Origin of the sequence: Micromonospora sp. C41 (assembly GCF_018070485.1) — a bacterium.
GTDB lineage: Bacteria > Actinomycetota > Actinomycetes > Mycobacteriales > Micromonosporaceae > Micromonospora > Micromonospora chalcea.
On sequence record NZ_JAGPXP010000005.1, the window covers coordinates 1 to 22,614 of the forward strand.

Consider the following 22,614-nt stretch of genomic DNA (forward strand, 5'->3'; position numbering starts at 1 on the left):
CGCTTTCGCTCCTCAGCGTCAGTATCGGCCCAGAGACCCGCCTTCGCCACCGGTGTTCCTCCTGATATCTGCGCATTTCACCGCTACACCAGGAATTCCAGTCTCCCCTACCGAACTCTAGCCTGCCCGTATCGACCGCAGGCCTGGGGTTGAGCCCCAGGTTTTCACGGTCGACGCGACAAGCCGCCTACGAGCTCTTTACGCCCAATAAATCCGGACAACGCTCGCGCCCTACGTCTTACCGCGGCTGCTGGCACGTAGTTGGCCGGCGCTTCTTCTGCAGGTACCGTCACTTACGCTTCGTCCCTGCTGAAAGAGGTTTACAACCCGAAGGCCGTCATCCCTCACGCGGCGTCGCTGCATCAGGCTTCCGCCCATTGTGCAATATTCCCCACTGCTGCCTCCCGTAGGAGTCTGGGCCGTGTCTCAGTCCCAGTGTGGCCGGTCGCCCTCTCAGGCCGGCTACCCGTCGTCGCCTTGGTAGGCCATCACCCCACCAACAAGCTGATAGGCCGCGAGCCCATCCCAAGCCGAAAAACTTTCCACCACCGACCATGCGATCGGAGGTCATATTCGGTATTAGCCCCGGTTTCCCGGGGTTATCCCAAAGCCTGGGGCAGGTTGCTCACGTGTTACTCACCCGTTCGCCGCTCGAGTACCCCGAAGGGCCTTTCCGCTCGACTTGCATGTGTTAAGCACGCCGCCAGCGTTCGTCCTGAGCCAGGATCAAACTCTCCAACAAAAATCTTTGTCGAACAGCATCCTGGCAACAAAAGTGTTGCCAAAGGAATCCCAACCAGCAACCATTCCAAAGAACAGCCACCAGTCCGGGGTATAAAACAATTGGCACTGGCTTTACAAGCACCCTGTTGAGTTCTCAAAGAACAACCACACACCAACCACCAGGCCCCGCATCAGCAGAACCCCCAGCCGGGGCATTTCGTTCAACCACCCGCCACTCTCGCGCCGGGCACTTTTACTACGTTACCTCACCGTCTCTGCCGTGTCAAACCGTGTGTCCCGGTCTGTCACGCTTCGTACGGGTCGGCGCCGCTGAACCCACGCAGCAGTCACCCGCTGCGTCTGATCATCGGATTTGGCAGGCCGGCCGCTGCGGTCTCCCGCTAGCTCGCCCGGTTCCCTGCCGGTCGACAACCTTACCCGGTCGGTTTCGCTCCGCCAAATCCGCCCTCCGGCGTCTTGGTGAGCATCGCCCGGACCAGGTCCTGCGGAGGCGAGAACCTCGTTCGGACCCGGCGCCAATCCCGGTTCGGCACTTCAGGACTTTCGTCCCGTTTGCCCCGTTCCGCGCTGGCAGAGAGAAAGTTACGCGGCCACAGGTTTGATCGTCAAATCGGTGGGTAGCGGCGCGCGTCACACCCGTCCGACGGGGGCAGGGCGGCGGGAGGCACGGTAGGCGCGGATGCCCAGGACACCGACAGTCGTGCCGATCGCCAGAGAGGCGCCGATCAGCAGGGCGTGCACCCAGAGGAAACCCGTCGGACTGCCCTCGCCGACGACGCCGGCAGACCAGGCGCGCTCGTCGTTCCAGATGGCGACCGCGAACCTCGGCCAGATCGCCCAGGTCCACACTCCGACGGCGACCAGGAACAGTGACCAACCACGTGACAGGACCATGGTCGGCCAGTATGCCAGCAGGCCGTACCCGCAGGTCAGGGCGTCGGGGACGGCGACGCGTGTTTCCGGCGTGGCCGCCGGGGCACTGTTCCCGGCGTCGAGCCGATGCGCGGGAGGTGCCACCTATGCAGCCGTTCAACCCCTGGGCCTGGCGGGACCCGTCCGCCCTGGCGGGTGGGTACGACCAGACCCGGCCCGGAGACGTACCGCGGCAGCGCGCCGCGGACACCGACGACCAGCTCGACGCCCCCGGTCCCGGTACGCCGCTCGACCTCACCGGCTACCGGGTGGAGGCGACTGACGGCCGGATCGGGTCGATCGACGAGGCGAACGAGGACGCCGACGCGCGCTACCTGGTGGTGGACACCGGGCCGTGGATCTTCGGGAAGAAGGTGCTGCTGCCGGCCGGCACCGTGGCCCGGGTCGATCACCTGGACCGCGTGGTGCACGTGGACCGCACCCGCGACCAGGTGAAGGAGTCGCCCGCGTTCGACAGCGACCACTTCGCGCACCCGGAGTACCGGGAGCGGGTCGGCAGCTACTACTCCGAGAGCTATCGACAGCAGTAAGCGCGGCAGGAGGCAGCGGCGCAGACCGGTGAGCGGTTACCGTGTCAGGCATGGTCCGGCCGCGCAGCTGCCTCCCGGAGACCCGTAGCGGTCTTCCGGGCCACGCTGTCGACGGCCGGGAGCAGATCCTCGACGTACTCCGTGCCGGCGGACTCCGATTCCGCGCCGGCGGGCGATGGCGGCGCTCGTTCTGACGAGCCCGCTCCACCGACCCGGGTGACACCCGGGTCGCTTCTCCCCGCCAGCGACCGGCACGAAAGGCGTACGACCATGTCCTCTGCACGCATGCTCACCGGAGACCGCCCGACCGGGCGGCTGCACCTCGGCCACTACGTGGGCAGCATCGCCAACCGGGTGCGGCTGCACCAGCGCTACGAGAGCTTCTTCATCATCGCCGACCTGCACATGCTCACCACGCGCAACAGCCGCGCGGACATCGAGCAGGTGGCGCACAACGCCCGCGAGATGGTCACCGACATCCTCGCCGCCGGGGTGGAGCCGGAACGGGCGACGTTCTACCTCCAGTCGGCGATCCCCGAGGTCGGCGACCTGAACACGCTGTTCCAGAACCTGATCACGGTGCCCCGGCTGGAACGGGTGCCGTCGCTGAAGGAGATGACCCGGGACGCCGGCAAGGACGAAATGCCGTACGGCCTGCTCGGCTACCCCGTCCTCCAGGCCGCCGACATCCTCTGCGTGAAGGGGCAGGTCGTGCCGGTCGGGAAGGACAACGCCGCGCACGTCGAGGTGACCCGGGAGATCGCCCGGCGGTTCAACCACCTCTACGGCGAGGTCTTCCCGGTGCCCGACATGCTCATGTCGGAAACGCCCACGCTGGTCGGGACGGACGGCGCCGGGAAGATGAGCAAGAGCAAGGGGAACGCGATCGCGCTCTCCGACGACGCGGCGACGGTGCGCCGCAAGGTGATGGGGATGTACACCGACCCGAACCGGGTCCGCGCCGACGTGCCCGGCACCGTCGAGGGGAACCCGGTCTTCGAGTACCACGACATCTTCAACCCGGACCGGGCGCAGGTGGCGGAGTTCAAGGACCGCTACCGGGCCGGGCGGGTCGGTGACGTCGAGGTCAAGGAGGCGCTGGCGGCGGCGCTCAACCGGTTCCTCGACCCGATCCGGGACCGCCGGGCCCGGTTCGAGGCGCAGCCCGGCCTGGTCGACGAGCTGATCGTCACCGGCACCGAGCGGACCCGCGTCGAGGTGCGCCGCACGCTCGTCGAGGTCCGCCGGGCGATGGGCCTGAGCAGCGCGTACGCCCAGGTGCGGCGCCGGGCCGAGCGCTACCGCAAGGCCGTCGCCACCTCGGCCTGACGACAGACCGGCCCGGGGTACGCGCTTGCGCACGCCCCGGGCCGGCCGGTTACGCTGCCGACATGGCCAGTTCGCACGCGTACCCGATGACGTCCTCCGACGTCCGGCTCGGCGCGCTGCGACGCCGGCGGTCCCGCGACCGCCTGCGCTGAGCCTTCCCTCCTGCGACCGGCGGATCGAGCCGCCGGTCGTCATCGACCGTTCTCGCTCCGCCGTCGCGTTCCCGTCAGGTGATCCGCGCGGCGGATCCACAGCGAGATCGGCGTACCCATGGATCTTGAAAGGTTGCTCACCGACCGGCTGGCGCCGGCGTTCGCGGCGGTGGCCGGCGTGCCGGTTGACCCGGCCGTGCGGCGCTCCCAGCACGCGGACTTCCAGTCCGACGCGGCGCTGGGCCTGGCCCGGCGGCTCAGCCGGCCGCCGCGGGAGATCGCCGCGGAGGTACGGGAGCGCGCGGCGCTGGCCGACGTCTGCGCGTCGGTCGAGGTGTCCGGTCCGGGTTTCCTGAACCTCACGGTGGCCGACCACGCGCTCGGCGGGCTGGTGTCCGCGCTGGCCGCCGACCCGCGGCTCGGCGTGCCGCCGGTGGCCGAGCCGGAGACGGTGGTGGTCGACTACTCGGCGCCGAACGTGGCGAAGGAGATGCACGTCGGGCACCTGCGGTCGACGGTGATCGGGGACGCGGCGGCCCGGACGCTGGAGTGGCTCGGGCACCGGGTGCTGCGCGCCAACCACCTCGGCGACTGGGGCACGCCGTTCGGCATGCTCATCGAGCACCTGCTCGACCTGGGCGAGGCCGGGGCGGCGCAGGAGCTGTCGATGGGTGACCTGGACGGGTTCTACAAGGCGGCGCGGGCGAAGTTCGACGACGACGAGGCGTTCCGGGAACGGTCGCGGCGGCGGGTGGTGGCGTTGCAGGGCGGTGACCCGGCGACGCTGCGGCTGTGGCGGCTGCTGGTGACGCAGTCGGAGAGCTACTTCCTGACCGTGTACGACCTGCTCGACGTGACGCTGACCGGCGACGACTTCCGGGGCGAGAGCAGCTACCACGACCAGCTCGCGCCGACTGTCGAGGAACTGGACCGGCTCGGCCTGCTGCGGCGCAGCGAGGGCGCGGACTGCGTGTTCCCGCCCGGATCGGTGGGCCGTGACGGCGAGCCGTTGCCGCTGATCGTGCGCAAGTCCGACGGCGGGTACGGCTACCCGGCCACCGATCTGGCCGCGCTGCGGCACCGGACCGGCACGCTCGGCGCGACCCGGCTGCTCTACGTGGTCGGGCTGCCGCAACGGCGGCACTTCGAGATGGTGTTCGCGGTCGGCGCGCAGGCCGGCTGGCTGACCGCGCCGGTGCGGGCCGAGCACGTCGGGTTCGGCTCGATCCTCGGCCCGGACGGGCGGATGCTGCGCAGCCGGGCCGGCGGGTCGGTGAAGCTGGTCGGGCTGCTCACCGAGGCTGTGGAGCGGGCCACCGCGCTGGCCCGGGAACGCAACCCGGAGCTGGGCGAGGCGGAGGCCGCCGAGGTGGGGCGCGCGGTGGGCATCGGCGCGATCAAGTACGCCGACCTGTCCGGGGACCGGCACAAGGACTACGTGCTGGACTGGGAGCGGATGCTGTCGCTGGACGGGAACACCGCGCCGTACCTCCAGTACGCGTACTCCCGGGTCCGGTCGATCTTCCGGCGGGCCGGCGCGGCGGCGCGGCCGGACGCGGACGTCTCGCTCGCCGAGCCGGCCGAGCGGGCGCTCGCGATGGAACTGGTCGGTTTCGCCGCTGTGGTCGAGGAGGTGGCGGGCAGCCTGGAGTTCCACCGGCTGACCGCGTATCTGCACCGGCTGGCTGTCGCGTTCAGCGCGTTCTACGAGCGCTGCCCGGTGCTGCGGGCAGACGGGCCGGTACGCGAGAGCCGGCTCGTGTTGTGCGAGCTGACCGGGCGGGTGCTGCGGCAGGGCCTGGACCTGCTCGGCATCCGTACCCCGGAACGGTTGTGAGGCAGCGGGGCCACCGGAAGCCCGTGCGGCGGCTAGCGTGACGCATCGATCGAACGAGAGGCAGGCGGCCATGGCGGATCGACGCGCGGTACTCGCTCCGGGACGGGGCTACGACACCCGGGGGCCGCTGTTCGTCTACATCGGGGAGGCGTTGCGCCGGCGCGGTTTCGAGGTGCACGAGGTGACCTGGCGGTCGATCGGCGATCTGCGCCACGACGCCGCGCCGGAGTGGGTCGCCGAGCAGTTGGATCCGGTCCTCGACGCCGGGGTGGATCTGCTCGTGGGCAAGTCGCTCGGCAGTTTCGCCGCCCCGCTCGCCGCCGACCGGGGCATCCCGGCGGTCTGGCTGACGCCGTTGCTGACCGACCCCGCGGTACGGGAGCCGCTGGCCCGGGCCACCGCGCCGTTCCTGCTGGCCGGCGGCACCGCCGACCCGGTCTGGGACGGTGCGGGGGCGCGCCGGCTCACCCCGTACGTGGTGGAGGTCGCCGACGCCGACCACTCGATGATGGTGCCCGGACCGCTGGCGGCCTCGGCCGAGGCGCTGGGGCGGGTCTGCACGGCGGTGGAGGAGTTCGTCGCCGGCCGCTGACGGGTCAGCGGCGGCGTCGCCGCGTCCACACCACCCCCGCCACCGCAGCGATGAGCGGCAGCAGGCAGCAGAGCGTCAGGATGAACAGGTGCCACGGCTTGATCGCTCCCATGCCGCGAACGATAGGCGTCGCTGTCCACGCCCCGCTACGCGGCGGCTCGGGCGGCCTTGCCGTCCAGCCACAGCGTGTCGCTGTCGTCGCGGTGCGAGCCGGTGGAGCCGACGTGCTTGGCGCTGATCTTCGGCCCGTTCCTGATCACGTGGACCAGGGCCATCGCGTGTCCCCGGCCGAGGCCGTACTCGTCCTTGAGCCAGCCGACGATCACGCCGGCCTTCACGTCGGCGGCGTCGTAGCCACGCTCCCGGGCCTGGTCGACCAGGGCGCGCGGGGTCTTGCCGGTCTTGTCCTCGATCGCGTCGAGGTATGCCTGGAAGGACATCTGCTCAACCCTTCGTCCGGGAGGTGGTGACAACTCCACCCTCCCGGGCGGCGCGGGTCCGATCAACGACGGACCGGGCCACCGTCGTTGCCTCCAGGACAACGATCGGGCGAGACGCCGGAGAGCCCGGCCCGCGTGGTCGCGGGCCGGGCTCTCCACACCTCGGGGTACGCGCTCAGCGCTGAAGCGTGAGCAGTCCGGGGCGGTAGGGCAGGAGGCCGTAGTCGCCGCCGGAGTTGGGGGAGCGGCCCTGGTAGAGCAGTTGGAGGTTGCAGGGGTCGACGGTGAAGGTCTGGTCCGCGGTGGTGCGGATCAGTTCACCGTGGCTGATGTCGTTGGTCCACGTGGCGCCGCTGTTGGCCTTGCCGGCGAACGGGTTGGACTCGGTGGCCGCCTGCGGGGTCCAGGAGCCGTTCAGGCTGGTGGCGGTGAACGAGCGGAAGTAGCGGCCCTGCGAGCCGATCGCCTCGACGATCATCAGGTAGCGGGTCTGGCCCTGCAGCTTGTAGACCTGCACGGCCTCGAACAGGTTGTTCGTGCTGTCGGACATGATCGTGGTGTAGTTCGAGCCGAAGCTGCCGGGGAAGTTCCCGATCGGCATGCTGGAGCGGTAGATCTTGCCGTTGTCACCGGCGAAGAACAGGTACATGTTCTGGTCGTCGGCGATCAGCGTCTGGTCGATCGGGCCGGTGCCGGAGCCGGAGATGCTGCCGGTGAACAGCGGCTGCGCCGACGACCACCCGTTGGGGTTGGTGGGGTCGTTGGAGGTGCGGTAGGAGAACGCGGTCGGTCCCCACTGGTATGCGAGGACCCAGATGTTGCGCGGCGCGAAGTAGAACAACGTCGGCGCCACGGTCCCCGACGACATCGCGTTCTGGCTGGCCGACGCCATCTGCGACCAGTTCGAGAACAGACCGAAGTTCATCGACCCCCACGACGACCCGGTGTCGTGCGTCGTCGCGTAGACCAGGTGCTGCCCGTTGTACGGCACCACCGTGAAGTCCTTCAACGACACCCAACCCGACCGCGGCTGCGCCAACGCGCCCGTCGACGACCACCGGTACGACGACGGCAGGTTGCACGTGCCACCCGGCGGCGGCGTGGTGGGAGGCGGCGTGGTGGGGTTGCCGCCACCACCGTCGACGCGGACGAGCTGCCACTGCTGGTTGGCGCCGTTCCAGTCGTCGTACTGGACGATGTTTCCGCCGTCGGCGGTCGAGGCGCCCTGCACCTCCACCACCTTGTTGCTGTTGCGGTTGATCAGCCGGATGTAGCCGCTGTCGGAGTCGGCCAGCCGGAACTGCTGGTTGGTGCCGTTCAGGTCGGACCACTGCACGATGCTGCCGCCGTTGGCGGTCGACCAGTTGTAGACGTCGAGCACCTTGCCGGACAGCCGGGACTTCAGCCGGTAGTAGCCGCCGCCGGAGTCGACGAACTGCCACTGCTGCTGGTTGCCGTTGTTGCGCGTCCACTGGGTGATCCGCGCGCCGTCGTTGGTGGCCAGGTTGTAGACGTCGAGCGCCTTGCCGCTGTTGCGGTTGACCAGGACGTACCAGGCGTTCGTGTCGACGCTCGCGGCGGCGGCGGGCGCGGACACGGCCGCCACGGCGGCGGCGCCGACGAGGACCGCGGCAGCGCCGGTCGCGACTACTCGCGGCAGCCATCCGCGCCGTCGCGGGGGCGACACCGTCGATGGGGATCTACCAAAAGCAAACATGTTCCTCCCTCAGATCACACTTGTGAGCGCTAACAATTAGCACTGGCGCACTGACCCCACACCCGGCCTGCCACGCGGCCGTCCGCGCCCGCTCGGCGACCCATCGCTCCCGCCGCCCCGTGCCATCGACTGTGAGCGATAACACGCCGTTCGTCAAGTCGTAACAGTCGATGGAAGGCGGGCGCGTGACGTTACCGGCCCATGTCAGCTTCTCGACCCAGCACTACCGCTGCCCGCACCACGGCTCGACAGTGCACACGGCTGGAGGGGGTGGGGGAATTGGGGCAGCCGGCGAACGAATCCGTCATGATCCGGGACTGGTTCAGCGTGCCGCGGGTGTCCGCCGAGGACCGGGCCGCGATCTTCGGCGTACGCACCCAGGACCCGCGGGTGGAGTTCGTCGCGCTGACCGTCAAGTACTGGCTGGACGCGCACGCCACCCGGTCGATGACCCGCGAGCGGGTCCTGACCGCGATGAGCGGGCGCATCACCGCCGACAACGTCTGGGACCTGGTCGCGATGCTGGCGAGACTGCGGCTGGCCGAGGCGTTCTTCGACCTGGCCGCCTCGGACGTCGACACCGACGGCGCGTTCCGCCGTCTCCTGCTCGGCCTCGACCCCGCGCTGCTCGACGCGATGCGGCACTACGCGGCCTGGAACGGGATCAACCCGAAGCTGTTCCTCGACGGGTTCGCCGTCGGCGTCGGGGAATCCGTCGCGACGGTGGTGGTCGACCTCGGCAAGCTCGTGCAGTTGATCGGCCGCCTTCAGCAGGAACAGTTCACCACGCTCATCGTGCTGACGGTCGACCCCCGCGCCGGTGTGCAACGCATCGCCGACCAGGCCACCGTCGTACGCCAGGCGCTGGCCGGGATCGTGGCCGCGCTGGACCCGACCACCGTCCCGGATCGGCTGCTGGCGCTGTGGCGCGGCTGGGCGGCCGAGTTCGCCCGCCACCTGGAGAACCTCGACCCGTTCGCCGCCGGCCGGCTGCTCGGCCGCGTCGCCGGCGACCTGTACCAGGTGCTCACCGGCCTGGTGCACCTCGCCCGGCTGCTCGGCGGCGTCGCGGTGCGCGCCGCCGTCCGGTACGTGCCGCTGCTGCTCGCGGGCGCCCGCGAGGCGCGCCTGCTGACCGCACAGATGGCCGCGCTGCTGGTGGCGATCGGCCGGGCCGCGATCGCCGCCACGCCCCGGGTGGGGCTGGCCGTCCTGCGCACGCTCTTCCCGCCGAAGGTGCTCGACGCGCTGTTCCGGCAGGGCCGGGTGCTGCTCGCCGACGCCGAGCTGACGTTGAGCGTGTTCAACCAGGCGGCGCACGCCGAGGCGTTCGCGGGCGCCGGCGCGGGCACCCGGCTCGGCGCGCTGGTCAGCCTCGACGGTCGGCCGGTGCTGATGGCGAGCATGTCGGAGGCGGTGTCGTCGGCCGGCCGGGCGGCGACCCGGGCCGAGCTGAGCGAGGCGCTGGACGAGATCATCAAGCGGGTCGAGGACCTGCGCGAGCTGAAGCCGCCGAAGACACCCCGGGACGTCCAGGCCGCCGTCGTGCGCGCGGCCATCGCCCGGCAACTGGAGCAGCGGCTGACCACCGCGTTCAACAGGGCGCTCCAGACCGCCGCGTACGAGGAGTTCCGCGCGCTGCGCAAGGCCGGGCAGGCGCAACCGTGGCGGCTCGGCCAGCAGGTGCACCGGCGGATGGCCGCCGAGGTCGCCCAGCTCGTCGGCCGGTCACCGGGCCTGGAGGCGTTCGCGGAGAAGTCACTGGCGACAGTGGTCGAGGCGGTCCGCACGGCCCACCCGGAGCTGGCACCCGCGCTGCGCGGCTCCGACGCGGTGCTGCGCCAGACCGTCGCCCAGATGCTGCTCGGCCACCCGGACCGGGATCTGCTGCTGCGCCTCGTCGGCTTCACCGGCAACCCGGCCGCGACCGGGGCGGAGAAGGCCCTCGCCGGCCACCTCGCCGAGCGGTTCCGGTGGAAGGCGTCCACCACCGTCGGGGACCTCCGCTCCGACCTGCTGCTCGTCGACCCCGAGGCGGCCCGCGTCACGAACGTCGACTGGACCTCCTCGACCAAACTGGAGCGCTTCGAGAAGACCTGGGGCACCGTCGCCGACGACCTCGGGGAGACGTTCGACGGTCGCTGGGAGGCGATCGCGGAGGCGTACCAGCGGGCCGCCAAGGGCGGGGTGCCGGCGGAGGTCGTCGCCGGTCTCGAAGAGCTGACCGCGCACGCCGTACGCGAGACGGTCGTCCGCCAGGCCGCCCTCAGCCAGTTGTTCCCCGGATTCTTCGTCACCTCGCACGAGATGACGTACCAGGGGCTGCACTCCCTGTTCACACTGCCGCTGTAGAGGAGCACCGATGGGCAGAGTCGTCGTCGCCGACGCCGATCCGGCGACGCTTGGTTTCAGCACCGCGCATTCCGACAGGTACGTCTACTCCAACTACTTCGTACCGGTCCGGCTCACGTTCGGCGGTGGCGAGACGCCCATCCTGCCGTTCTACGTCAAGCAGGCGCTGATCGAGGCGATCCGCTACGGCGGGCTCGACGGCGACCGGCTGCCGCACCTGCTCAAACAACTCGGCCTCTACGACCTGTGGAAGGCCAACGAGATGGACGCCGCCACCGAGGCGCTGCCCGGCGCCGACTCGGGCATGTCGCACCGGGAGCCGCCGGCGCGACGCCAGACGCTCCTCGGCGACCAGCAGGCGGAGTTCCTCGCCGGCCTGCTCCAGTCCGACGTCGGCATCGCGTTCCTCGACCGCACCCGGATCCGGCCGGTGGGCTTCGCGCTCGGCGAGCACGTCTACGCGCTGGCGCTCGCCCCCGGTGAGGAGGCCGTGCTGGAGCAGCGCACCTACACCAAGCGCGAGCTGACCCTGGAGGAGCAGAACGAGTCGGAACAGCAGACCGACGTCGAGCTGACCAGCGCGCTCACCACCGAACTCCAGGAGGGCTTCGAGCGGCAGAAGTCGCTCACCGACACCTGGGGGCTCAACGCGAGCCACACCGGCCAGTACACCAGCCCGACCGGCATCTGGGGCACCTTCAACGCCAGCCACACCATCGGCTTCGCCACCAGCGTCACCGCGGCGAGCCAGGAGACGAGCCGCCGCGCGGTCAAGGACAGCCGGACCGCCACCTCGAAGGTCGCGGCGCGCTACCGCACCCAGCACAAGACCGATTTCAAGCTCGTCACCGAGACGGGCACGGAGTCGTCCTCGAAGCGCACCGTCCGCAACCCGAACCGGGCCACGCCGATCACGCTGCACTACTTCAAGGTGCTGCAACGGCTGGAGCTGGCCCACGAGCGGTACGGCGCACGGGTCTGCTGGGCCCCCACGATCAAGGACCCGGCGCTCGCCTTCGCCCAGAAGATCACCGGCGGGCGGCAGCGGATCCGCGACAACGCGGTCGCCGCGCTGCCCCCGATGCCGGTGAAGCCGGAGCGCCCGCCGCGTGGCGCGCCCGCCGCGGTGGAGACGCGCGTCGTGTACTCCGCCGTGGTCACGCTCGACAAGTGGGGATTCACCGGCGACATGAGCGCCGACTACGACATCGACGTCCCCGTCGACGCAGGCTGGGAGTGGGACGGCAACGTCGACACGATCCGGCAGAACCTCAACCTGATCACCCGCCGCCCGCCGACCGCCATCGCGGCCCAGGTCGTCGGTGTGCCGGTGGTGACGGAGGCGGACGGCCGACCAGTCCTGCGCGTCCGCATCCATGTGGGCGCGGCCAGCTGGCTGGGCGGTCCCGGCGCGCAGGCCCAGATCGCGGCCGGGTTCCGGCGTACCCCGACGGTGGTGGACCAGACCGCCGACGACGCGGCGTACAACGCGCTGGTCGCGGGCTACCTGACCGATCTTCAGGAGTGGCAGGACCGGCGCGACGCGGCGCTGGCGGCGGCGGAGACGGCGGGGGACGAGTTCGAGGCGCGGCTGCGGGCCGGCTTCTCCCCGGTCAACGAGATGGTCTCGCAGATCGTGGAGGCGCACTTCCCGGCCAGCGTGCGGGACGAGGCGTGGGAGATCGACTTCTGGCACCGGGTCTTCGACTGGGAGCGCGCGTCGTTCGTGGCGTACCCCGGGTGGTGGTCCGGCGGCGACGCCCGCGCCCCGGAGCGCGACCCCGGCGACTTCGTCAACGCCAGCTGGGCGAAGCTCTACCTGCCGGTCCGGGCCGGCATGGAGCTGGCCGCGCTGCGGTGGATCTTCGGCAAGGTGGTGGCGACCAGCCTCTCGCCGCAGGTGGAGCACGAGCTGAAGGCGTTCGTGGACGAGCTGACGGCGTACCGGGCCGGCCACCTCGGCAGCGGCGACGAGATGCCCGAGCTGAGCACCGAGTGCCAGGACGTGCCGGAGCGGGTGTACTGCCTGGCGAAGTGGACCGAGTTGATGCCCACCGACGGCACCCACCTGGAGGTGGTGCAGGGCGCCACCACGGCGGCCGACGAGGTGACCGCCAAGGAGATCAGCGACGCGGAGGCGCTGCGGGCGGCGCTGCTCGACGGCGAGGTGCAGACCAACCGGCTGCGGACCAGGGCGTACGACCAGATGACCGAGCCGGCCGACGTCGACATCCACCTCGGCACGCCGTCCGGGAGCGGCCCCACCGCCTGAGCCGCTCGTCCACCCCGATCCCTCGCCTGACCAGGGGATTGGGGTGGACGATTTCTGGCAAAGTCTGAACTTTCGATTCGTGGCCTAGATCGGTAAAAAGGCGCATAATTGATCCCTTACGCTCGCTCCCTCGGGGCGACGACGACGCCGGCCGGCGAACCGTCCAAAAAGAACCGTCTCCCACCGGTGGGTCGATGGCGCTGGATCCCTAAAGCCACTAGGTTGGCCGTCGCCGCTGTGCTCGGCCGGCATTCACAAACCTAAGGAACACTCATGACGACCGCACCCTTGCGCCAGGATGAGCCCCCGGTCTCGCTGGTCAGGGTCCGCGCGGAGCCGCTCGACCGGCTCTCCGCCGCGGACATCTCCCCCATCGTGCGCCGGGTGATGGCGGCTCACCTCGATCAGACCCGGATCCCGGCGGCGAAGTTCTCGTCGTTCATCTGATCCGCGATGGCCCCGGGGCCCGCCCGCGCGGCGCTCACCGAGTTCGTCCTCAAGGTGCACGCCAGGTGTGACCTGGCGTGCGACCACTGCTACGTCTACGAACACGCCGACCAGAGCTGGCGCCGCCGCCCGGTACGGATGACGCCGGACGTGCTCCGGGCCGCGGCCGGACGGATCGCCGAGCACGCGGCGGCCCACGGGCTGCCGGACGTCACAGTCGTCCTGCACGGCGGGGAGCCGCTGCTGCTCGGCCCCGACGGGCTGGGCCAGGTGCTCGCCGAACTGCGGCGCGTCATCGGGCCGGTCACCCGGCTCCGGATCGGCATGCAGACAAACGGCGTGCTGCTCTCCGAGCGGTTCTGCGACGTACTCGCCGAACACGACGTGGCGGTCGGCGTATCGCTCGACGGCGACCGGGCCGCCAACGACAGGCACCGGATCTACCGGTCCGGCGCGAGCAGCTATGACCAGGTGCTGCGCGCGCTCGCCCTGCTGCGCCGCCCGGCGTACCGGCGGCTCTGGTCCGGCCTGCTCTGCACGGTGGACGTGCGCAACGACCCGATCGCTGTGTACGAGGCCCTGCTCGCCCAGGAGCCCTCGCGGATCGACTTCCTGCTCCCGCACGCCACCTGGGACGACCCGCCGTGGCGGCCGGCCGCCGGGGACACCGCGTACGCCCGCTGGCTGCGCGCCGTCCACGACCGCTGGCGCGCGGGCGGCCGACCCGTCCCGGTGCGCCTGTTCGACTCGCTCCTGTCCACCGCCCGCGGCGGGCCCAGCGGCACCGAATGGCTGGGCCTCGACCCGGTCGACCTGGCGGTGATCGAGACGGACGGCGAGTGGGAGCAGGCGGACTCGCTCAAGACCGCGTACGACGGCGCGCCGGCCACCGGCATGACCGTCTTCTCGCACGCGGCCGATGACGTGGCGGCCAGCCCGCTCCTGGCCCGCCGCCGCTCCGGCCGGGCCGGTCTCAGCGACGAGTGCCGGCGTTGCCCGGTGGTCGACCAGTGCGGCGGCGGACTCTTCGCCCACCGGTACGGCGCCGGGCACTTCGACCATCCGAGTGTCTACTGCGCCGATCTGAAAGAGCTGATCGTGCACGTGAACGAGAACCCACCGGAACCCGTCCGGCTCGACGCCGGCCTGCCCGACGACTTCATCGACCGCCTCGCGGCGCCGACCGGCGACCGGGTCGCCATCGGCCGGCTCGTCGAGGCACAGATCGCCATCGTCCGCGCGCTGCTCGCCGAGGTGGCCGACCGCCTGCCGGCCGGCGGGGCCGGAGCCGACGGCTGGGAGGCGCTGACCGCGCTCGACCGCAGCGCGCCGGAATCAGTGGCCCGGATCGCGGCCCATCCGTACGTGCGCGCGTGGGCTGTCGACTGCCTCGCCGGCACCGGCACCGGTGCCCGCCAGGGGCCGGGCTATCTGAGCGCGCTCGCCGCCGCCGCCGCGCTCGACGCAGGCGTTCCGGTACGCCTCGACGTGCCGGTGCGATCCGGCCGCCTGCACCTGCCGACGGTCGGCACGGTGCTGCTGCCCGAGGTGGGTGACGGCACCGCACGGGTCGAGACCGGCCCGGGCTCGCTGCGGGTGCGGGCCGGGGACGTGACGGTGGCCGTGAGTCCGGGCGCGGCGGGCGGGCCCCGCTGGTGGCCGACCCGCCGTCTCGTCGCACCGGACGTGTCGGTGCTGCTGGAGGACGGCGACCCGCACCGCGACTGCCACCGGCTGCCCGCCGATGACCGGCTCGACGACGCGGGCGCCGTGCGCTGGGCGGAGACGTTCGCGGCGGCGTGGCAGGTGATCCGGGACGAGGTGCCGGGCCACGCCGAGGAACTGCGTACCGGGCTGCGGGCGGTGGTGCCGTTGCGACGCAGCGGCGACGGGGTCAGCGAGGCGTCGACCGCCCGGCAGGCGTTCGGCGGTGTCGCGGCCACGGAGACCGACGCCGGGTCGCTGGCGGTGCTGCTCGTGCACGAGTTCCAGCACAGCAAGATGAACGCGCTGCTGGACGTCTGCGACCTGGTCGACGGCACCGGGCCGATCGACATCACTGTGGGCTGGCGGCCCGACCCGCGGCCGGCGGAGGCCGTCCTGCACGGCATCTACGCGCACGCGGCGGTGGCCGACATCTGGCGCGTCCGGGCGGACCGCCAGGTCGACGGCGCGCAGGCGGTCTACCGGCAGTACCGGGACTGGACGGCCGAGGCGATCGGTGCGCTGCAACGGGCGGACGCGCTCACCCCGGCCGGCTCACGGCTGGTCCGGCAGGTGGCCCGCTCGATGTCCGGATGGCCGTCGTGACCACCGCCGTCCCGCCCGCGCACCGGGTCGACACGCTCGCCGCCGACCTGCGGGCACTCGGGCTCGGCAGCGGTGACGTGGTGCTCGTGCACTGCTCCCTGCGTGCCCTCGGGCCGGTGGCCGGCGGGCCGGCCACGCTGGCCGACGCGCTGCGGGCCGTCGTCGGGCCGTCCGGCACCGTCGTCGTCCCGGCGCAGACCCCCGACAACTCGGTGAGCAGCCCCGCGTACCACGCCGCGACCGCCGGACTCACCGACGAGGAACGCCGGGCGTACGAGGACCGGATGCCCGGCTTCGACCCGGCCGTCACGCCGTCGTTCGGCGTGGGCGCGTTCGCCGAGCACGTACGCCGGTTGCCCGGCGCGGTACGCAGCCCGCACCCGCAGACGTCGTTCAGCGCCTGGGGCCCCCGGGCGGAGGAGCTGATGCGCGTCCACGACCTGGACTCGCATCTCGGCGAGCGCTCGCCGCTGGCCGCGCTGGAGGCCGCCGGGGCCTGGACCCTGCTGCTCGGTGTCGGCTATTCGACATGTACCGCGTTGCACCTCGCCGAGTACCGGTTGCGCCGCCCGCCGCAGCGGCGTCCGTACCGCTGCTACGTGCTGCGCGACGGCCGCCGGGAACGGCTGGACTTCGAGGCGCCGCACCTCGACGCGAGCCCGTTCGCCGAGGTCGGAGTGGAACTCGACAGGGAACCGTTCACCCGGCGCGGCACGGTCGGGAGCGCCCCGGCACGGCTGCTGCCGATGGCCGCGGCGGTACGCGCCACGGTCGCGTGGATGGACGCCCACATCGGACGGTGAGGGCCTGGCAACCCGAGCGCAACCTCTCTACCCTGATCGATAGACGCCGTATCGTGTCGACCGGGGAGCAGCGCGTGATCATTGACGGTTGGGGGTCAGGCGCACTACCCGTGGAACGGTCGTGTCGCCGTGACCTCTGAGCGGCCCGCGCTGCCGGGCCCGCCCTATTTCTTCCTCAGCTACGTCCCCCCGCCGACGCACAACGACCGCACCCCGGGCGACCACTGGGTCCGCCGCTTCTACCACGATCTCAACCTGGCCATCGACGGCCGGCCCGGCGACCGGTTACGCCGGCAGGGTTTCGCCGACTTCATCGTGCGGCCGCCGGAGGACCGGACGGAACGAAAACGCACCGCGCTCGCCGAGGCCGAGGTGTTCGTGCCGCTGTACTCGCCGGACTATCTCAACCGGGACGACTCGCGCCGGGAACGGGAGTGGTTCCGGCAACGGCTGATCCGGGCCGGCCGCCCGCCCGACGGCGACAACATCCTGCCGGTCCTGTGGATCCCGTCGCCCGCCGCCGTGCACGCGCCGGACCAGGCCCGGGCGGTGGCGATGGCCGCCGACGTGGACGCGTACGCGGCGAACGGCATGAGCGCGCTCTGCCGGCTGCAGAAGTTCCAGCACGCCTACAAGGAGGTGCTGGGCCGGCTCGCGCAGCACATCGTCGACACCGCCGAGCAGACCCCGCTGCAGGCGGCCGAGCCGCCGACCGGCCCGACCGACCTGCCGTCGTCGCCGACCAGCGAGGTGCCGTTCCGGGCGGTGGTGATCGCGCCCGAGCAACCGCACGAGCCGGGCCGGCTCAACGGACGATCCGACACGCACGCCGGCCGGTGGCGCCCGTTCCACGGCCGGCCTCCCGTGGTCGACGACGTGACCGACGCGGTGCAGCGGCTGCGGATGCCGATCGACGTCCGCGACTTCGTACCCGATGCCGGGCTGTTCCGGGGCTGCCCGGGCGTACTCATGATCGATCCTCGGGTGGTCGAGACGCCGGACGGTGCGGAGGCCGTCCGCGCGGCCGCCGCCTCGCTGCACCGCTGGGTGGGCGTCGTGGTCATCATCGAGGACCCGGCACCCGGCCGTCGCTCCCAGGCGACGGTGCTGCTCGACCGGGCCATCGCGATCTTCCCGGCCGCGGCACGCCCCCTGGCGATCACCACGTACGACGACTGGCGGGCCGGGATCCACGGCCTGGTCGACCGGATGCGCCGCCGCTACCTGGAGGCGAGACCGGCCTACCCGCCGCCAGGACGGCCGATCAGCAAACCCCGGCTCTGGGAGAACCCGCCGCCCGACGAGGGAGTGGACACATGACCCGACGCGAGGGACAGGTCGTCACCTTCTACTCCTACAAGGGCGGCACCGGCCGGACGATGGCGCTGGCCAACGTCGCCTGGATCCTCGCCGCCAACGGCAAGCGGGTGCTCGCCGTCGACTGGGACCTGGAGTCCCCCGGCCTGTCGCGCTTCTTCGCGCCGTTCATCGACCGGGACGCGCTGGAGAGCACCGGCGGGGTGATCGACCTGATCCGCGAGTACGAGTGGGCGACCACCACCAAGCAGGACAAGGGCGACGACCGCTGGCACGAGCAGTACGCCCGCGTGCACAAGTATTCGTTCTCGCTGAACTGGTCCAACTTCCCCGGTGACGGGACGCTGGACTTCCTCGGCGCCGGCCAGCAGAACAACGACTACGCGGGCGCGCTCGCCGGGATGAACTGGGACGAGTTCTACGAGCGGCAGGGCGGCGGCTACTTCTTCGACGCGCTGCGCGCCGACATGAAACGCAACTACGACTACGTGCTCATCGACAGCCGCACCGGGTTCTCCGACGTCGCCGACATCTGCACCATCCAACTGCCGGACGTGCTGGTCACCTGCTTCACCCTCAGCGAGCAGGGCATCACCGGCGCGGCGAAGGTGGCGCGGCTGGTCGAGCACCGCTACGGGTCGCGGCGGATCCGGGTGCTGCCCGTGCCGATGCGGATCGACCCGGCGGAGAAGGTCAAGGCGGACACCGGTCGGGCGGTGGCCCGGCAGCGCTTCAGCGGGCTGCCGAGCGGGATGAGCGAGGCCGACCGGGACCGGTACTGGGCCCGGATGCAGGTGCCCTACCAGGCGTTCTATGCGTACGAGGAGCTGCTCGCCACGTTCGCCGACCAACCAGGCGTCAACGGGTCGCTGCTGTCCGCGTACGAGGTGCTGGCCCGGGAGATCACCCGGGGCGAGGTGGAGTCGCTGCCGCCGATGAGCAGCGCGGTACGCGAGCGGGTGAACGCCCGGTTCACCCGTACCTCCACGTCGGTGGAGAGCGAGATCGTGCTCCGGCACGCCCCGTACGACCGGGTGTGGGCGGAGTGGATCGGCCACCTGCTGGTCTCGGCCGACGTCCGGGTGACCGACCCGTGGTTCACCGACGACGAGGTGCCCCGGACCGCCCGGGAGCTGATCATCGTCTCCGAGTCCAACGCCAACGAGGAGGCGGTGCTCGCCGCGCCGGACCGCTCGCCCGACCAGGTGCCGCTCGTCGTCTACGTGGCGGACGTACGGCGCCTGGCGAACGTGCCCGCGGCGCACACCGTCTCGGTGGCCGGCCTGGAGGCGCGGACCGCCGCCGCGCGGATCCTGCGCCTGGTCGGCCGCGAGGGGGTGCCGGCCGACCTGGAGCTGCCCACCGGTCCCCGGTTCCCCGGCCGGGACAACACCGTGTTCGAGGTGCCGGGCCGCAACAAGCGCTTCACCGGCCGCGAGGCGGACCTGCGCGAGCTGCGGACGCTGCTGCGCAGCAGCCCGAAGGTGGTGCTCTCCGGCACCGGGCCGGTGGCGTTGCAGGGCATGGGCGGCATCGGCAAGAGCCAGCTCGCGCTGGAGTACGCCCACCGTTACCGCGCCGCGTACGACATGGTGTGGTGGATCGACGCCGACCAGGTGCCGTTCATCGAGTCGGCCATCGGTGACCTCGCGCCCTACCTGGGCGTGCCGTCGTCGGAATCGAACCGGGAGAACGCCCGGCTGGTGCTCCAGGCGCTGCGCCGCACCGACCTGCGCTGGTTGCTGATCATGGACAACGCGGACGAGATCGAGGGCGTGCTGCCGTACGTGCCGGACGGCAAGGGCCACGTCCTGATCACGTCCCGGAACCTCCAGTGGGTCGAGCGGGCCACCACCGTCCAGGTCGACGTGTTCAAGCGCGCGGAGAGCATCCAGCACCTCACCGAGCGGGTGCCGAACATGCGCGTCGACCAGGCCGACCGGATCGCCGCCCTGCTCGGCGACCTGCCGATCGCTGTCACCGCCGCCGCGGCCTGGCTCGCCGACACCGGCCACTCCGTCGACAGCTACCTCACCGAGATCGCCAAGTTCGGTCCGGGCGCGGTGATGGAGCCGAACAGCAACGTCTCGGTGGAGGCCACCTGGGAGCTGTCGCTCAACCACCTGCGCACCCGCAACCCGGCGGCCTACCGGGTGCTGCAACTCTGCTCGGTGTTCGCGCCGGAGATCTCCGCCGACCTGGTCTACAGCGACGAGTTCGCCGAAGCGCTGGTGCCGTTCCACCCGCAGGCCAAGGAGCGGCTGGTCCGCCAGCAACTGGTGCAGCAGGCCAACCGGCTCGCCCTGGTGCGGGTCGACCTGCGGGCCGAGAACCCGGCGGGCGGTGAGCGGGGCCGGGGCGGCCTGGTGCTCATGCACCGCCTGCTCCAGCACGCCGTCCGGTCCCGGATGACGGAGGCGGAACTCGACGAGGCCCGCCGGCAGGTCCACCTCGTGCTCGCCGCCGCCCGGCCCGAGGGCGAGGTGGACGACCCCGACGGGTGGCCGCGGTTCCGGGTCATCTGGCCGCACCTGGAGGCGTCCAAGGCGCCGCTGAGCAGCAAGGTTGAGGTGCGGGCGCTGATGATCGACCGGGTCCGCTACCTCCAGTTGCGCGGCGACCTGGAGACCGGCCGGCGGCTCGGGCAGGAGGTCGCGCAGACCTGGGAGCAGATGCTCGCCGAGGAGACCGACCCGCGGGCTCGCGACGACCTGCGCCGGCAGTTGCTGCACCTCCAGTTCAACCTCGCCAACATCCTCGCCTTCCTCGGCCAGTTCACCGAGTCCCGGGCGCTGGACGAGGAGGTGCTGGCAGCCCAACGGGAACTGCTCGGCGAGGACCACCCGCACACGCTGATGACCGCCGGCGGGCTCGCCCGCGACCTGCGCGGCATGGGCATGTACAACGAGGCGCTGCGCCTCGACGAGATCACGTTCAACGCGTGGAAGCGGAACTTCACCGAGGAGCACCCGCGTACGCTCGCCGCGCTCAACAACCTCGCCAGCACCCAGCGCCTGATGGGCGACTTCCGGGAGGCCCGCAAGAACGACGAGATGGTGCTGGCCGGGCGCCGCGCGATCCTCGGGGAGAACCACCCGGACACGCTCGCCTCCTCCGCGTACGTCGGCATCGACATGCGCGACGCCGGCGACTTCGAGCAGTCGGTCACCCGCCTGCGCAGCGTCCACCGGGAACTGCTGAACACGGCCGGAGCCGAACACCTGATCACCCTGCGGACGCAGACGAACCTGGCGGTGTCGCTGCGCGCGGCCGGGCACGCGGTCGAGGCGGGCAAGCTCCTCGAAGCCGCCTACGAGCTGCTGAACGAGCGGTTCGGGCCGGACAACCCGGAGACGCTCACCTGCCGGCTGAGCCTGTCGATCAACCTGCTCACCGTCGACCTGTTCCAGCGCGCCAGCCGGGAACTGACCGAGGTGCACCGCATCTACCAGCGCAACCTCGGCCCGGCGCACCCGCTGACGCTGGTCTGCATGGTCAACCTCGCCATGGTGGCCCGCCGCGCCGGGGACTTCGCCGAGGCCCGGCAGCTCGCCGGCCGGTCCGCCGACGCGCTCGCCGGCGTGCTGGGCAGCGGGCACCCGTACCCGCTCTCCGGCTGGATGAACCAGGGCATCTGCATCGCCGAACAGCCCGACCCGCCGGAAGGTCGGGAGGCAGCCGACGTGGAGGCGCTGAGCCTGCTGCGGCGCGCGTACGACGGGTTGGTCCGGATCCTCGGCCGCGACCACACGAACACGCTGCGCTGCCAGGCGAACCTGGTGGTGATGCAGGAGCGGGTGGAGAGCGGCCGGCGCGCGGAGCTGGAGGCGGTCACCCGTGAGCTGACCTACCGGCTGGGCGAGAACCACCCGGCCGTCGAGGCCGTCCGGGAGAGCCGGTTGCAGCGGCGCATCATCGACCCGCATCCGATCTGACGGTGGCCCGCTCCACCGGGTCGGCCAGCCAGGCGAGGATCTCCGGCAGCACCTCGACCGCGCCGAAGTGCGCGCTGCGCGGCTGCACGTGCAGTTGCGCGCCGGGGATCTGCTCGGCCAGCCACCGGGTGTGGCTGGCCGGGGCGAAGTTGTCGTCGGCGCCGTGCCAGAGCCGGACCGGCATCCGGATCTCGGCCAGCGTGACGCCCCAGTCGGCGCGCAGTGCCAGCACGTCGTCGATCCAGCCGTCCGGCCCCTGGCGCAGCGCCTCGGCGTAGGCGTCGGTGAGCTGTCGGCGGATCGGCACCCCGGCCACCACCCGGCGGTCGGCCTCGGTCATCTGCTCGACCAGCAGCGCGAGCAGCGAGCCCGGATCGTCCATCGTGCGCTCGGCCCGCAGCCGCAACTGCTCGGCGAGCACCGGCACGGCGCGCTCGGCGGCACCGTAGTCACGGACGTTGGCATCGGTCATGCCGCCGAACCAGTCCAGCCCGGCCGCCCCCGCCGGGGCGAGACCGACCAGGACGGCGGTACGCCGTACCCGCTCCGGCAGCAGCGCGGCGCAGGCCAGGGCGTGCGGGCCGCCGCCGGACCGGCCGACCACCGAGAACCCGTCCAGGCCCAGGTCGTCGGCGATGGCCGCGACGTCGGCGGCGGCGTCCGCGACCCGGCGGCCGGGCAGCCGGCTGGAACCGCCATAACCCGGCCGGTCGTAGGAGATCAGGCGTACGCCGAGGCGGTGGAGCACGATCGAGCGTGGTCGTGGACCGTTCCGGCTGCCGGGTGTGCCGTGCATCAGGAACACGGGCCAGCCGCGTTCCGCCCCGGCGATGTCGACCGCCAGATCCCTCCTTCCTGTTCGGACGATGTGCTCTCGATGCCGGGGCGAGTGTGCCAATCGGGG

General features: G+C 71.5%; 15 protein-coding genes and 1 rRNA gene. 11 read left to right on the plus strand and 5 right to left on the minus strand.

Annotation, left to right across the window (positions count from 1 at the left end):
• Nucleotides 1-742, minus strand: a 16S ribosomal RNA gene (locus KBX43_RS07260); the annotation flags it as partial.
• 632 nt (nt 743-1,374) lie between these two features.
• Nucleotides 1,375-1,638, minus strand: coding sequence for an SCO4848 family membrane protein (locus tag KBX43_RS07265; protein WP_064448843.1), 264 nt, complete (start codon nt 1,636-1,638; stop codon nt 1,375-1,377).
• A 125-nt stretch (nt 1,639-1,763) separates the two neighbouring features.
• On the opposite strand from KBX43_RS07265, the gene KBX43_RS07270 reads away from it, so the two are divergent.
• The 4 genes from KBX43_RS07270 (at nt 1,764) to KBX43_RS07285 (ending at nt 6,117) form a co-directional block, all read left to right on the plus strand.
• Nucleotides 1,764-2,207 carry a PRC-barrel domain-containing protein gene (locus KBX43_RS07270; protein WP_064448820.1) on the plus strand — a complete coding sequence of 148 codons (444 nt, stop codon included), beginning with the start codon at nt 1,764-1,766 and terminating at the stop codon, nt 2,205-2,207.
• A 270-nt stretch (nt 2,208-2,477) separates the two neighbouring features.
• Nucleotides 2,478-3,536, plus strand: coding sequence for a tryptophan--tRNA ligase (gene trpS / locus KBX43_RS07275; RefSeq protein ID WP_210883837.1), 1,059 nt, complete (start codon nt 2,478-2,480; stop codon nt 3,534-3,536).
• A 270-nt stretch (nt 3,537-3,806) separates the two neighbouring features.
• The gene (gene argS / locus KBX43_RS07280; RefSeq protein ID WP_210883838.1) at nt 3,807-5,525 is read left to right on the plus strand and encodes an arginine--tRNA ligase; all 1,719 of its coding nucleotides are present in this window, start codon (nt 3,807-3,809) and stop codon (nt 5,523-5,525) included.
• Nucleotides 5,526-5,595: 70 nt separating this feature from the next.
• Nucleotides 5,596-6,117: an alpha/beta hydrolase gene (locus KBX43_RS07285; RefSeq protein WP_210883842.1), complete on the plus strand. Its 522-nt coding sequence runs from the start codon at nt 5,596-5,598 to the stop codon at nt 6,115-6,117.
• A gap of 146 nt (nt 6,118-6,263) precedes the next feature.
• On the opposite strand, the gene KBX43_RS07290 is transcribed toward KBX43_RS07285, so the two are convergent.
• A complete protein-coding gene (locus tag KBX43_RS07290) occupies nt 6,264-6,557 on the minus strand; it encodes a DUF4287 domain-containing protein (RefSeq protein WP_069089878.1) in 294 nt (97 codons plus the stop codon).
• 175 nt (nt 6,558-6,732) lie between these two features.
• Complete coding sequence (locus KBX43_RS07295) at nt 6,733-8,274, minus strand: non-reducing end alpha-L-arabinofuranosidase family hydrolase (RefSeq protein WP_209963658.1); 1,542 nt, start codon at nt 8,272-8,274, stop codon at nt 6,733-6,735.
• A 306-nt stretch (nt 8,275-8,580) separates the two neighbouring features.
• On the opposite strand from KBX43_RS07295, the gene KBX43_RS07300 reads away from it, so the two are divergent.
• The 7 genes from KBX43_RS07300 (at nt 8,581) to fxsT (ending at nt 21,710) form a co-directional block, all read left to right on the plus strand.
• Nucleotides 8,581-10,626 (plus strand): hypothetical protein, encoded by a 2,046-nt coding sequence (locus KBX43_RS07300; RefSeq protein WP_205797524.1) that lies wholly within the window; start codon nt 8,581-8,583, stop codon nt 10,624-10,626.
• Between the two features lie 10 nt (nt 10,627-10,636).
• Nucleotides 10,637-12,898, plus strand: a complete 2,262-nt coding sequence (locus KBX43_RS07305) for a hypothetical protein (RefSeq protein ID WP_210883845.1) — start codon at nt 10,637-10,639, stop codon at nt 12,896-12,898.
• 273 nt (nt 12,899-13,171) lie between these two features.
• Nucleotides 13,172-13,345: a hypothetical protein gene (locus tag KBX43_RS07310; protein WP_166456745.1), complete on the plus strand. Its 174-nt coding sequence runs from the start codon at nt 13,172-13,174 to the stop codon at nt 13,343-13,345.
• Nucleotides 13,346-13,351: 6 nt separating this feature from the next.
• A complete protein-coding gene (locus KBX43_RS07315; RefSeq protein WP_210883847.1) occupies nt 13,352-15,655 on the plus strand; it encodes an FxsB family cyclophane-forming radical SAM/SPASM peptide maturase in 2,304 nt (767 codons plus the stop codon).
• Nucleotides 15,643-16,458, plus strand: a complete 816-nt coding sequence (locus KBX43_RS07320) for an aminoglycoside N(3)-acetyltransferase (RefSeq protein WP_187692642.1) — start codon at nt 15,643-15,645, stop codon at nt 16,456-16,458. The genes KBX43_RS07315 and KBX43_RS07320 overlap by 13 nt, the downstream gene beginning before the upstream one ends.
• A 129-nt stretch (nt 16,459-16,587) precedes the next feature.
• Complete coding sequence (locus KBX43_RS07325) at nt 16,588-17,778, plus strand: TIR-like protein FxsC (RefSeq protein ID WP_064448829.1); 1,191 nt, start codon at nt 16,588-16,590, stop codon at nt 17,776-17,778.
• Nucleotides 17,775-21,710, plus strand: coding sequence for an FxSxx-COOH system tetratricopeptide repeat protein (gene fxsT, locus KBX43_RS07330; protein WP_064448830.1), 3,936 nt, complete (start codon nt 17,775-17,777; stop codon nt 21,708-21,710). Before KBX43_RS07325 ends, fxsT begins: the two co-directional genes overlap by 4 nt.
• Here fxsT and KBX43_RS07335 read toward each other — a convergent pair.
• On the minus strand, nt 21,688-22,608 hold the full coding sequence (locus KBX43_RS07335) for an alpha/beta fold hydrolase (protein WP_064448831.1): 921 nt from the start codon (nt 22,606-22,608) through the stop codon (nt 21,688-21,690). The genes fxsT and KBX43_RS07335 overlap by 23 nt on opposite strands.
• Nucleotides 22,609-22,614: the final 6 nt, after the last annotated feature.

Coding starts and splice junctions, on each gene's coding strand:
- KBX43_RS07300 (WP_205797524.1), top strand. CDS start 8,581: ATGATCCGGGACTGGTTCAGCGTGCCGCGGGTGTCCGCCGAGGACCGG.
- KBX43_RS07315 (WP_210883847.1), top strand. CDS start 13,352: ATGGCCCCGGGGCCCGCCCGCGCGGCGCTCACCGAGTTCGTCCTCAAG.
- KBX43_RS07295 (WP_209963658.1), bottom strand. CDS start 8,274: ATGTTTGCTTTTGGTAGATCCCCATCGACGGTGTCGCCCCCGCGACGG.
- KBX43_RS07270 (WP_064448820.1), top strand. CDS start 1,764: ATGCAGCCGTTCAACCCCTGGGCCTGGCGGGACCCGTCCGCCCTGGCG.
- KBX43_RS07320 (WP_187692642.1), top strand. CDS start 15,643: ATGGCCGTCGTGACCACCGCCGTCCCGCCCGCGCACCGGGTCGACACG.
- KBX43_RS07290 (WP_069089878.1), bottom strand. CDS start 6,557: ATGTCCTTCCAGGCATACCTCGACGCGATCGAGGACAAGACCGGCAAG.
- KBX43_RS07310 (WP_166456745.1), top strand. CDS start 13,172: ATGACGACCGCACCCTTGCGCCAGGATGAGCCCCCGGTCTCGCTGGTC.
- KBX43_RS07265 (WP_064448843.1), bottom strand. CDS start 1,638: ATGGTCCTGTCACGTGGTTGGTCACTGTTCCTGGTCGCCGTCGGAGTG.
- argS (WP_210883838.1), top strand. CDS start 3,807: ATGGATCTTGAAAGGTTGCTCACCGACCGGCTGGCGCCGGCGTTCGCG.
- KBX43_RS07305 (WP_210883845.1), top strand. CDS start 10,637: ATGGGCAGAGTCGTCGTCGCCGACGCCGATCCGGCGACGCTTGGTTTC.
- fxsT (WP_064448830.1), top strand. CDS start 17,775: ATGACCCGACGCGAGGGACAGGTCGTCACCTTCTACTCCTACAAGGGC.
- KBX43_RS07285 (WP_210883842.1), top strand. CDS start 5,596: ATGGCGGATCGACGCGCGGTACTCGCTCCGGGACGGGGCTACGACACC.
- trpS (WP_210883837.1), top strand. CDS start 2,478: ATGTCCTCTGCACGCATGCTCACCGGAGACCGCCCGACCGGGCGGCTG.